This is a genomic window from Lysobacterales bacterium (assembly GCA_016703225.1).
Lineage (GTDB): Bacteria > Pseudomonadota > Gammaproteobacteria > Xanthomonadales > Ahniellaceae > JADKHK01.
Map to the genome: position 1 here is coordinate 1,091,855 of JADJCM010000001.1, position 12,402 is coordinate 1,104,256.

Annotated in this window: 8 protein-coding genes; 5 read left to right on the top strand and 3 right to left on the bottom strand. The window is 67.2% G+C overall.

Going from position 1 to position 12,402, the window contains the following annotated elements; genetic code table 11:
• The first annotated feature begins 1 nt into the window (after position 1).
• The gene (recQ, locus tag IPG63_04690) at positions 2 to 1,768 is read left to right on the top strand and encodes a DNA helicase RecQ (GenBank protein ID MBK6726547.1); all 1,767 of its coding nucleotides are present in this window, start codon (positions 2 to 4) and stop codon (positions 1,766 to 1,768) included.
• A 99-nt stretch (positions 1,769 to 1,867) separates the two neighbouring features.
• Positions 1,868 to 3,322 (top strand): VWA domain-containing protein, encoded by a 1,455-nt coding sequence (locus tag IPG63_04695; GenBank protein ID MBK6726548.1) that lies wholly within the window; start codon positions 1,868 to 1,870, stop codon positions 3,320 to 3,322.
• Between the two features lie 53 nt (positions 3,323 to 3,375).
• Here the strand turns inward: IPG63_04695 and IPG63_04700 are convergent, their stop codons facing one another.
• Positions 3,376 to 4,758 carry a Fic family protein gene (locus IPG63_04700; GenBank protein ID MBK6726549.1) on the bottom strand — a complete coding sequence of 461 codons (1,383 nt, stop codon included), beginning with the start codon at positions 4,756 to 4,758 and terminating at the stop codon, positions 3,376 to 3,378.
• A 74-nt stretch (positions 4,759 to 4,832) separates the two neighbouring features.
• Positions 4,833 to 8,402: an indolepyruvate ferredoxin oxidoreductase family protein gene (locus IPG63_04705; protein MBK6726550.1), complete on the bottom strand. Its 3,570-nt coding sequence runs from the start codon at positions 8,400 to 8,402 to the stop codon at positions 4,833 to 4,835.
• Between the two features lie 125 nt (positions 8,403 to 8,527).
• Here IPG63_04705 and IPG63_04710 point away from each other — a divergent pair, with 125 nt between their 5' ends.
• Positions 8,528 to 9,163: a ParA family protein gene (locus IPG63_04710; GenBank protein ID MBK6726551.1), complete on the top strand. Its 636-nt coding sequence runs from the start codon at positions 8,528 to 8,530 to the stop codon at positions 9,161 to 9,163.
• Positions 9,164 to 9,176: 13 nt separating this feature from the next.
• Here IPG63_04710 and IPG63_04715 read toward each other — a convergent pair whose 3' ends face one another.
• Positions 9,177 to 10,415: a TCR/Tet family MFS transporter gene (locus IPG63_04715; GenBank protein ID MBK6726552.1), complete on the bottom strand. Its 1,239-nt coding sequence runs from the start codon at positions 10,413 to 10,415 to the stop codon at positions 9,177 to 9,179.
• A 133-nt stretch (positions 10,416 to 10,548) separates the two neighbouring features.
• On the opposite strand from IPG63_04715, the gene IPG63_04720 reads away from it, so the two are divergent.
• Positions 10,549 to 11,625, top strand: coding sequence for a histidine kinase (locus IPG63_04720; GenBank protein ID MBK6726553.1), 1,077 nt, complete (start codon positions 10,549 to 10,551; stop codon positions 11,623 to 11,625).
• Positions 11,622 to 12,380: a response regulator transcription factor gene (locus tag IPG63_04725; protein ID MBK6726554.1), complete on the top strand. Its 759-nt coding sequence runs from the start codon at positions 11,622 to 11,624 to the stop codon at positions 12,378 to 12,380. The genes IPG63_04720 and IPG63_04725 overlap by 4 nt, the downstream gene beginning before the upstream one ends.
• Positions 12,381 to 12,402 lie beyond the last annotated feature (22 nt).

The window sequence follows — 12,402 nt, forward strand, 5'->3', positions numbered from 1 at the left end:
CCTGCGCCGCGTGTTCGGCTACGAGCACTTCCGCCCGCCGCAAGAAGACATCGTCGCGCAGGTGATCGCCGGCGGTGACGCGCTGGTGTTGATGCCGACCGGTGGCGGCAAGTCGCTGTGCTACCAGATCCCGGCGCTGGTGCGCTCAGGCTGCGCGGTGGTGGTGTCGCCGCTGATCGCGCTGATGCAGGACCAGGTCGAAGCGCTGAACCAGCTCGGCGTGCGCGCCGCGTTTCTGAACTCTTCGCTGGAAGCGCGCGCCGCGTTCGCGGTCGAGGCGCGTTTCGCGGCCGGTGAGCTGGACCTGCTGTACGTCGCGCCCGAGCGCCTGCTCAGTGAACGTTGCCTCGACCTGCTCGCCCAGGGCGAGATCGCGTTGTTCGCGATCGACGAGGCGCACTGCGTGTCGCAGTGGGGCCACGACTTCCGCCCTGAATACCGCCAGCTCGGCGTGCTGCACGAGCGCTGGCCGAAGGTGCCGCGCATGGCGCTGACCGCCACCGCGGACGAGCGCACCCGCGCCGAGATCATCGAACGCCTCGCACTCGCCGACGCGCGCGTGTTCCTGTCCTCGTTCGATCGCGCCAACATCCGCTATCGCATCGTGCAAAAGGACGACGCAAAACGGCAGCTGCGCGACTTCCTCGACGGCCATCGCGATGCCGCCGGCATCGTCTTTTGCATGTCGCGCAAGAAGGTCGAGGAGACCGCCGAATACCTCAGCGAACTCGGCTACAGCGCGCTGCCCTACCACGCCGGCCTCGATGCGCAGAAACGCGCCGAACACCAGCGCCGCTTCCTGCGCGAGGACGGCGTGATCATGGTCGCGACCATCGCCTTCGGCATGGGCATCGACAAGCCGAACGTGCGTTTCGTCGTGCACATGGACCTGCCGAAATCGCTGGAAGGCTATTACCAGGAAACCGGCCGCGCCGGCCGTGACGGCGAACCTTCCGAGGCGCTGCTGATCTATGGGCTCGGCGACCTGGTGCTGCTGCGCCAATGGATCGAGCAGTCCGAGGCCGGCGAGGAGCGCAAGCGTTTCGAGCACCAGCGCCTGAATGCCCTGCTCGCGTATTGCGAATCGATCCTGTGCCGGCGCATCCCCTTGCTCGCCGCGTTCGACGAGACGCACGCCGGCGACTGCGGCAACTGCGACAACTGCCTGGAGCCGCCCAGCCGCATCGACGGCAGCGAACTCGCGCAGAAGCTGATGAGTGCGATCGTGCGCAGCGGCCAGCGCTTCGGCGCCAAGCATGTCATCGACATCGTGCGCGGTGACGCCAACGAACGCATCCGCCAGTTCCGTCACGATGAACTGCCGACCTTCGGCGTCGGCAAGGAACTGAACGCGAAACAGTGGGGCGCGGTCGTGCGCCAGCTGCTCGCGGCCGGGTTGATCGATGTCACCGGCGAGTTCGGCTCGCTGCAGTTGAACGAGAGCAGCCGACGCGTGTTGCGCGGCGAGCTGCCGGTGGCATTGCGCACGCCGCAGGCGCAGCGTCGCGAACGCCGCCGCCGCGATGTGCCCGCGGCCACCAGCCAGCATGGCGACGCCATCTTCGAACGCCTGCGCGCCTGGCGCGCGCAGACCGCACGCGCCGCCGGTCTGCCGCCCTACGTGGTCTTCCACGACGCGACCCTCGCTGCAATCGCCGCCGCGCATCCGGAGTCGCACGCCGATCTCGCCGCCATCAGCGGCATCGGTGCCCGCAAGCTCGAGCGCTACGGCGATGAGATCCTGCGCGTCGTCGCCACCCCAATGTAGGTCACGGCCCGGATGTAGGTCGGATCAAGCGCCCCCGGCGCTTGCAGCGCTGCGGGAAACGCGCACACTTGCGGCCAACACTGCTGCCGGAGTCCGCCCATGCTGCGCCGCGTCCGTGCTTTCCCCCTGGCCCTGGTGCTGGCGACGCCGGCATGGGCCGCGAACGAGCAGGTGATGCTGGTACTGGATGCCTCGGGTTCGATGTGGGGCCAGCTCGATGGGCGCAGCAAGGTCGAGATCGCGCGCGATGCGGTCAAGGACCTGGTCGGTCACTGGAAGTCGGAGGTCGATCTTGGCCTGGTCGCATACGGCCACCGGCGCAAAGGCGACTGTGCCGATATCGAAACCCTGCTGCCAGCCGGGCCGCTCAACGCGCCGGCCTTTCTCGCCAAGGTGAACGGCCTCGCCGCCAAGGGCATGACGCCGCTGTCGCAGGCGGTGATCCATGCGGCCGAGGCATTGAAGTTGAGCGAGCAGAAGGCGACCGTGATCCTGATTTCCGACGGCGAGGAAACCTGCAACCTTGATCCGTGCGCGGTCGGCAAGGAACTGGAAACGAGAAGCGTGGCGTTCACCGCGCACGTGATCGGCTTCGATGTGCCCAACCCGGCGCACCAGGCACAGCTGCGTTGTCTCGCCGAGAACACCGGCGGCCGTTACCTGAATGCGTCCGATGCGGCTTCGCTCGAAAAGGCGCTGGGCGAAGTCGCCGTCGAGGCGACCCAACCGGCCCTGCCGGCGGTGCCAGCATCGCTGACCGCACCCAAGGCGCTGGTTGCCGCAACCGAAGTCGAGATCGGCTTCAGTGGACCGGCCGAGGAACGCGACTGGATCGGCTTCGCCCCGGTCGGCAGTCACGAGGATGCCTACCTCGGTTGGGCGTGGGTGAAGTCCGCCACGCGCACAGTGAAGGTGATGGTGCCGGGCGAACCCGGTCCCTACGAACTGCGTTACGTCAGCGCCAGGCGCAAGCCACCGGTGCTGGCGCACATCCAGGTGATGGTGAGCGCGGCCGAAGCCAGCGTCGTCGCGCCAAAGGCGGCAATGGCCGGTTCCCGCGTCGAGATCCGCGCGCGCGGACCGGGCGAAGCGCGCCACTGGATCGGCTTTGCGCCCAAGGGCAGCGGGCCGCACGAATATCGCGACTACGCGCGCCCGGACGCTTCCGGCACCACCACGGTGACGCTGACCGCACCCGCGGTCGCAGGCGAATACGAGGTCCGCTACGTGCTCAACGAACGCGAGAAGATCGCAGCCTCGCAGCCGATCACGGTGCTGCCGGCCAAGGCGCGCCTGCTCGATCCGCCGCGCAGCGCGAAGGCACGCGCGCTGATGAGCATCGAATGGACCGGACCCAATGGCCATCGCAACTGGATCGGCAGCATCCGCAAGGGCGGCACCAGCGCCAACTATCTCGGCTACGCCTACACCAACACCCCAAGCCCGGCCCGCTTCCCGGCCCCGGACGAACCCGGCGACTACGAACTGGTGTTCGTGCTCACCGGCGAGAACGGCGAACAGATCCTCGACCGCCAGCCGTTGCGGGTGGAGTGAGGCGGGCGCGACGCGCACATGCGCGGTTGCCGCCCGTGCCCCGTGGCGCGGGCCTACGGATCCGCAGCCGCCGACCGCTGGTTTTCGGCTCTGCCGCCAGCATCGCGAATGCGGGCGGCCAGATCGAGTGGCGCGAAGAACGTGAAGGCGCGCCCTTCCTTGCGCAGTTCGAGCAGGTCGCGTTTCGCCAGATCCAGGAGATCGGTGCGCGCGGTCTGGTACGTCACTGTGTGTCGTCGCTGGTGCTCGGCAATGGTGTAGGCGTGGTCGCCATGTTGAAGCGCATGCTCCAGCAGGCGGCGCTGGCGGTGATTCAAGGATGCGCCCAGGCGCGAGTCGGCGCGCAGCAGCCCGGCACCGTCGCGACGCTCGGCGCGCTTGCGCCGCACGTACTGCATCAGACCATCGAACGCACGCTGCATGACGTCCAGCTGGTGCTCGACGAAGTAGCCGAGATCGTTGCCGTCGGACTCGGTGTAAAGGTAGGCGCGCTGGTAGTCCGCAGGCTTGCGCCGGATGACCGAAGAGATCGACAGGTAGCGAGACAGCCAGTAGCCCGATCGCAGCATCGACCAGTAGAACAGGGTTCGTGCGGTGCGACCGTTGCCGTCCACGAACGGGTGGTCGTAGCCCATCTGAAAGTGGATTGCGATGGCGCGGACGACCGGATGCAGGAACGGTTGCAGCTGGTCGTCATTGGCGAACGCACAGAGTCGCAGCATGCGCTCGCTGAGCTCGTGCGCCGGCGGCGGTTCGTGCAACACGCGCTGCGAGATGCCGTCGACAACATGGATCGCTTCGTCGCTCTTGCGTAGCCGCCCGGCAGTGTCCGGGTTGTCCAGCGTGCCATCGGTGATGACGCGGTGGATCTCGCAGATCCGCTCGGGCGTGAGTGGTTGTTCGATCCATCTCGCCAAATCCAGCGTCGCGCGGTAGTTGTTGACGATCATCCGTTCGCTTTTGTCGCGCGGCGGGCGTCGGCTGCGCAGCATCGCCTTGGCGACCTCGGAAGTGGTCGAGGCGCCTTCCAGCTGTGAGGAGGTCATTGCCTCCTCGATCAGCGAACGCGCGAGGTGGCGTTCGTGGGTGCGGTGGTCGCTGTCTTCGACCAGTTCGGCGAAGGAACCGGAGGCGCTTCGGTCGAAGAAATGCAGGCGCCGCTGGAAGGTATCGGTCAATGCGACCCATATGGGTCGGCCAGCCTTGTCGGTCAGCGGCAGCGGGCGCGATCGCGCCGACCGGGCCAGCTTGAGCGCTGCCCACCAGGTCTCACTGCTGTATCCCGCAGGAGGCGTCAGATGGCGCAGATGATCCCAATGCTCATAACGGCCATTGACGTCTGCCTCGCCCCCAAGCCGCAAACCCATGTCCTTCAGCAGACTGGGATTTCTGCCAAGAATCGCGTCGACGGACGGGGGGCTGAGCGGCAGCTTCATGGCGGTCCTGGTGTCAGTCAACTACTAATACCACACAAATTAGTAGTTGTCCGACACCAGCAACCGCGGCTCGCTCAGGCGGCCTTGGCGGTCTCGCTCGCCGGAGGATTTCGGAACTGCGCCAGCAACTCGACTTCGCGCGCCCGGGCCTTGGCCAGGTGCGCGGCCTTGACGTGGCCGTAGCCGCGGATGTGCTCCGGGACCTCGGCGATCTGCACGGCGAGGGCGTGGTTCGAGGCATCGAGGCGGTCGACCAGTTCGTCGACGGTGCGGAAGTAGTCCTCGACCAGTTGCCGCTCCATGCGGCGCTCGGCGGTCTTGCCGAAGACGTCGAAGAAACCGCCGCGCAGTCCCTTCATCTTCGCCAGCAACTTGAACGCGCTGAACACCCACGGACCATAGGCCGACTTCAGCGGCTGGCCATCGGCATCCTTGCGCGCGAACAGCGGCGGCGCCAGGTTGAAGTGGACCTTGTAGTCGCCGTCGAAGGTTTCGCGGATGCGCTTTTCGAAATCGCCGGTGGTGTACAGGCGCGCGACCTCGTACTCGTCCTTGTACGCCATCAGCTTGAAGGCGTGGCGGGCGACCACTTCACTGAGCTGGCTGGACCCGGCACGCTTGCCGCTCTCGGCCGCGCGCACTTTGGCGACCAGCGCCTTGTAGCGCTGCGCGTAGGCGCCGTCCTGGTATTCGGTCAGGTACTTGGCGCGCAGCGCGACGCTCTCGTCCAGCGTCTGCGCCAGCCGGCCGAAGCCCTCGAATGCGGCCGAAGTGGCGAGATGTTCCTGGGCATCGGTGGCCACTGCGGCGACACCGACGAAATCCATGAACGCCGGCGGCGTCTTCAGTGCCGCCGCCTTCTTCACTGCGGCGAGATCGTGCGCGGCGAGCCGGCCCCAGTAGAACGCGCGCTTGTTCAGTTCGATCGCGGCGCCGTTGAGTTCGATCGCGCGCATCAGCGCATCCATCGACACCGGCACGAAGCCCTTCTGCCAGGCGTAGCCGAGCATGAAGGTGTTGGTCGCGATCGAGTCGCCGAGCAGCGCGGTGGCGAGTTCGGTGGCGTCGACCAGGTCCGGCTTGTCGCCGCCCATCGCGGTCTGCACCGCGTCGACGATCTGCGCCTTCGGAAACTGCAGGTCGGGGTTGCGGGCGAAGGTGCCGGGCATGGCTTCGTAGCCGTTCAGCACGGTGTGCGCACGACCGGCGCGAATCTTCGACATCGCCCAGTAGTCGTTGACCACGACCATGTCGCAGCCGAGCACCAGGTCGGCCTCACCGGCGGCGATGCGCACCGCGTGGATGTCGTTGGGCGAACGCGCGACGCGCACGTGCGTGGTCACCGCCCCGCCCTTCTGCGCCAGGCCGGTCTGGTCCAGCACCGAAGTGCCCTTGCCTTCGAGGTGCGCGGCCATGCCGATCAGCGCGCCGATGGTGACGACGCCGGTGCCGCCGATGCCGGTGACCAGGATGTTCCAGGGTTGTTCCAGGTCGGTGCGCTGCGGCGGCAGCGGCAGGTTGGAAACGTCGATGCTGGCGCCCGATCCCTTCTGCTTGCGCAGCGCGCCGCCCTCGATGGTCACGAAGCTCGGGCAGAAGCCCTTGACGCAACTGAAGTCCTTGTTGCAGTTGCTCTGGTCGATCTCGCGCTTGCGCCCGAACTCGGTTTCCAGCGGCAGCACCGAAACACAGTTGGAGGCCACGCCGCAATCGCCGCAGCCTTCGCAGACGGCCGGATTGATGAAGGTGCGACGGTTCGGATCGACCGCCTTGCCGCGCTTGCGCCGACGCCGCAACTCCGCGGCGCAGGTCTGGTCGAAGATCAGCACGCTGACCCCGGGTACCTCGCGCAGGCGCGTCTGCACCGCTTCGAGTTCCTCGCGATCGAAAAACTCGACGCCTTCCGGGAAGATCTCCGGGCGCGACCATTTTTCGATGTGGTCGCTCAGCACGACGATCGTCTTCACGCCTTCCGAACGCACCTGATGTGCGATGTCCGGCACCGTCAGCGTGCCGTCCACCGGCTGGCCGCCGGTCATCGCCATCGCGTCGTTGTAGAGGATCTTGTAGGTGATGTTCACCTTCGCCGCGATCGCCTGACGGATCGCCAGCGAACCCGAATGGAAGTAGGTGCCGTCACCGAGGTTCTGGAACACGTGCTTCTCGTCGGTGAACGGCGCCTGGCCGCACCAGGTGGTGCCCTCGCCGCCCATCTGCGTGAAGGTGTCGGTGCGACGGTCCATCCAGGTGACCATGTAGTGGCAGCCGATGCCACCGAGCGCGCGCGAACCTTCCGGCACCACGGTCGAGGAATTGTGCGGGCAGCCCGAGCAGTAATGCGCGGCGCGCGGGAAGCTGGCGCGCGGTGCGGCCAGTTCGCGTTCCTTTTCCTCGATCCACTGCAGCCGCGACACGATCGTTTCGCTGGTGAAGAAGCGCGACAGGCGCGCGGCGATCGCCATCGCGATCATCGCCGGCGTCAGTTCCGAGGTGCTCGGCAGGATCCATGCGCCAGCCTCGTTGTACTTGCCGACGATGCTCGGGCGCGTGGCGTGGTCCCAGTTGTACATCGCCTCCTTCATCTGCGACTCGATGAAGCTGCGCTTTTCTTCGACGATCAGGATGTCTTCGAGGCCACGCGCGAAGTTGCGGATGCCGATCGGTTCCAGCGGCCAGGTCATGCCGACCTTGTAGACGCGGATGCCGATGTCTTCGGCCATGCGCCGGTCGATGCCGAGGTATTCGAGCGCCTGCAGCACGTCGAGGTAGCTCTTGCCGGTGGTAACGATACCGAAGCGCGCCTTCGGCGAATCGATCACGGTCTTGTCGATGCGGTTGGCGCGCGCGAACGCCTCGGCCGCGGCGACGGCGTATTGGTGCAGGCGCATTTCCTGGTTCAGCGGCGGGTCCGGCCAGCGGATGTTGAGTCCGCCCGCCGGCAGCTCGAAGTCGTGCGGCAGCACGATGTCGAGCTGGTGCGGATTGACGTTGACCGAGGCCGAGGACTCCACGGTTTCGGCGATGGTCTTGAAGCCGACCCAGCGTCCGGTGAAGCGCGACATCGCCCAGCCAAGCAGGCCCATGTCGAGGATGTCTTGCACTCCTGCCGGATTCAGCACCGGCATCAGCGCCGAGACGAACTCGTGTTCGGAACCGTGCGGCAGGGTCGAGGAACGGCAGGCATGGTCGTCGGCCGCAAGCGCGAGCACGCCGCCATGGCTGGAGGTGCCGGCGGCATTGCCATGCTTGAACACGTCGCCGCAGCGATCGACGCCGGGGCCCTTGCCGTACCACATCGAGAACACGCCGTCGTACTTGGCGCCCTGGAACAGGTTGGTCTGCTGCGAGCCCCAGACCATGGTCGCGCCCAGGTCCTCGTTCAAGCCGGGCTGGAACTTCACCTTCTGCGATTCGAGGTGCTTCTTCGCTTTCCACAGCTCCAGATCGAAGCCACCCAAGGGCGAACCGCGATAGCCGGAGATGAAGCCGGCCGTGTTCAGCCCCGCCGCCTGATCGCGCAGCGCCTGCATGATCGGCAAGCGCACCAGCGCCTGCACGCCGGACAGGAAGATGCGTCCTTCGCGCCGCGTGTACTTGTCGTCCAGCGTGTAGGAACGGTCCAACTGCTCGGCGGGTACGGCCATGTCGAGTCTCGGGGCAGCAAAAATGGGCGCGGAGTTTAGCAGCGGGGGGCGGGCTCGCCCCGAACGGATGTTTGGCCCGGCGCCCCGCTGCCGCTATCTTCCGGCAACAGCAGCGGAGATGGGCGATGCGCACGATCCTGATTGCGAGTCCGAAGGGCGGTTGTGGCAAGACCACGGTGGCGACCAACCTGGCGGCGTTCTATGCGGTCGCCGGGCGCGAGACGGTGCTGATCGACTGCGATCGGCAAGGCTCCTCGCTGCACTGGGCCGAGAAGCGTGCAGCGCTGGCGCATCCGGTGCTGGGCATGGCTGGCAGGGTCGGAGCGAAAGTGACGGCGAAGCTGCCCGCTGGGAGCAAGCGCTGCGTGATCGATTCGGCCGCCGGCATCCGCATCAGCGAAGTCGCCGAGCTGATCGAGGCCGCGGATGCGCTGGTGATCCCGGTGCTGCCCTCGGTGATCGACCTCGAAGCCTCGGAGTCGTTCTTCGCCGAACTGGCCGAACTGCCGGCGATCAAGCGCAAGAAGTTCCCGGTCGCGATCGTCGCCAACCGCACCAAGCCCTGGACCAATGCGACGCAGATGGCCGTCGAACGGCTCAAACAGGCGCCGTTTCCGGTGGTCGCCGAACTGCGCGATTCACAGGGCTATGTGCTGATGGCCGGCATCGGCCGAAGCCTGTTCGACTACCACAGCGAACAGATCCGCTCGCACCAGGACGATTGGGCACCGCTGCTGAAGTGGCTGAAGAAGCTCGACTGAACGCGCGCGCCGCTCAGGCGCGCACCGAATAGCCGCGCGTGGCACGCGACGCGACCAGCAGCGCGGCGACCAGCAGCAGTGCCGCGACCAGCATCGGCGCACCGGGCAGGCGCATCACCGCGCCGGGTTCGATGAAGTAGGCGAAGGTGGCGGTGAACAAGCCCGGGCCGAGCAGGCCGCCGACACCCATCAGGCTCGACAAGCCGCCCTGCAAGCGCCCCTGCTCGTGCGCCTCCAGATGCGAGGACATCAGCGCCTGTCCCGAGGGTCCGGCCATGCCCCAGAACGCCATGACCGGAATGCCGGCGAGCATCCAGTAACCATCGGGTGCGAGACCGTAGTCGACGAAGCCGAGGGCGCCGAACACCAGGCCGGCGAGCAACGCCCGACGCTCGCCGATGCGCGCGACAATGCGTCGCGTCAACCCGGCTTGCACGATCGCGGAGGCGACACCGACCAGTCCGAGTGCCATGCCCACTTCCTTCGGCCCCCAGTGGTAGCGGTAGGCGGTGTACAGAACGAAGGTGCTCGGCAGCACGTAGTGCGCCAGGCTCGACAGGAAGTGCACGCTGGCGAGCGGCAGCAGGCGGTCGTGGTTGCGCAGCCACAACAGCGAGCCGAGCGGATTCGCGGTCTTCCAGACGAAACGCGGCGTGCGTTTTTCCGGCGGCAGCGACTCCGGCAAGACGAACAGGCCATAGCAGAAGTTGGACAAGCTCATGGCGGCCGCGACCCAGAACGGCAGACGCGGGTCGATGTCGCCGAGCAGGCCGCCGAGTGCCGGGCCGATCACGAAGCCGATGCCGAAGGCGGCGCCCATCATGCCGAAGGCGCCGGCGCGCTTCTCGGCCGGGGTGACGTCGGCAATGTAGGCGCCTGCGGTGGTGATGCTGGCCGCGGTAATGCCGGAGATGGCGCGACCGATGAACAGCCAGGCCAGGGTCGGCGCCAGCGCCATCAGCACGTAGTCCAAGCCGAGGCCGAGGTTCGACATCAGCACCACCGGCCGCCGGCCGAAACGGTCGGAGAGCGTGCCGAGCACCGGCGAGAACAGGAACTGCATCGCCGCCCAGAGCATGCCGGCATAGCCGTAGAAGCGCACCGCGGTCGCGGTGTCGTTGCCGAGGAACTGCTCGAACAGATGCGGCAACACCGGAATGATCATGCCGAGCGCAAGGAGGTCGAGCGCGACGGTGATCAGAATGAACACGATCGCGGCCTTGCGTGGCGCGACGGCAGCGGGTTCGGACATGCAGGCTCCAGGCAAACAGGGCGCGAGGCTAGCAGCAGCGCTGTGCGCGCGGCAGCCGCCCGGCCGTCCCCTGCCGCACACCACTGGGCCCGATCGCGTGCCGCGGCGCGCGCGCGACCGGCACAATGCGGCCATGGCCAACCAACCCGCTGCGAATTCCTCCTGGCGCCGCCTGCGCGCTCACCCGATGACCTGGGTGGCGCTGTTCTGGCTCGCGCTCGGCATGCTTTACGTTCCGCAGCAACTGATCATGGCGGCGGTGCGCGGCGCCAGCGACCCGGACCCGGTGATCATCCTGTCGAACTTCGGCATCTGGATCATCTGGGCGCTGTTCACGCCGGTGGTCTGGCGCATCACCCGGCGCTGGCCGATCCGCGCAGACCGGGCCGCGCGCCACCTTGGCGTGCATGCGCTGGCGGCACTGGTGCTCGCCGCCGTGCATCTCGGGTTGATGCTGGCCTGGCTGCGACTGATCGGGCGCAGCGAGCCGGTGGAGCGACTGGTGGTGCTGCAGCTCTCGGGTGTAACCGCGACCAACATCATGCTCTACGCGCTGACCGCGATCGCCTGCCACGGCTACACCTGGTGGCATCGCTATCGCGAGGCCGAGCGCCTGCGCGTCGAAGCGCAGTTGACCGCGCTGCGCGCGCAGCTCGATCCGCATTTTCTGTTCAACACCCTCAACGCCCTGGCCGAACTCGCGCACCAGGACGCGGCCTTGACCGAACGCCTGATCCTGCGCCTGTCCGAACTGCTGCGACGCTCGCTGTCCGGCAGCGAGCAGCATTTCTCGACCCTGGCCGAGGAACTGGATTTCCTCGCCGCGTACCTGGAGATCCATCACGCGCTGATGCGCGAGCGCCTGCGCGTCGACATCGACGTGCCAGAGCGCTTGCGCGGCGATCTGGTGCCGAGCCTGCTGCTGCAACCGCTGGTCGAGAACGCCATCCGCCACGGCCTCGCGCCCAAGCGCGAAGGCGGCCGGGTCTGCGTGCAGGCGCGCCGCGACGGCGCGCTGCTGGAGATCGGCGTGCTCGATGACGGCGGCGGCGCACCTTCGCCATTGCGCGAAGGCATCGGCCTTGGCAACCTGCGCCGGCGCCTGCAGGTGCTTTATGCCGGCAATGCCGAATTGCACGCCCAGGCGCGCGCCGCGGGCGGCTTCGAAGTCCGCGTCCGCCTGCCCTCACCACCCCCGGAGCTCGCATGACTTCGCCCCTGCGTTGCCTGATCGTCGACGACGTCGAACTCGCCCGCGACCGCCTGCGGCGACTGCTCGGTGCAGTCGCCGACATCGAGGTGGTCGGCGCCGCTGCGAACGTGGCCGATGCCATGGAACTGGTGCACGAACATGCGCCGGACCTGATCTTCCTCGACATCGAAATGCCCGAACGCGACGGCTTCGCGCTGATCGCGCAGCTGCCGGAAAGCCTGCGTCCGGCAATCGTGTTCGTCACCGCCTACGACCAGCATGCGCTGCGCGCGTTCGAAACCGGCGCCATCGACTACCTGCTCAAGCCGGTCGAGCCGGAACGCCTGCAGCAAGCGGTCGAGCGGGTACGCACCCGGCACGGCCACTGGAGTCCGGAACTGGTCGCGCAGTTGCAGCAACTGGGCGGCGAAAACCACTATCCGGATCCGCTGTCGCTGGCGGTCGACCACGGCATTCGCCTGCTCGCGCTCGACGACCTCGACTGGATCGAGTCGGCCGGCAACTACCTGTGCATCCGCACCGGCAAGGAAACGCTGATCCTGCGCGAGACCCTGACGCGGATGGAAACGCGGCTTGACCCGAAACGCTTCGCGCGTATCCACCGCTCGCGCATCGTCAACCTCAGTCGCGTCGCGAAGCTGCTGCCGCTGTACAACGGCGACCACACCGTGGTGCTCAAGGACGGCACCGAACTCGGCCTGTCGCGCACCTATCGCGATGCGCTGTACCGGGCGCTGGCCATCGAGCATTAGGAATCGCGGGCTGGTGCCCGCT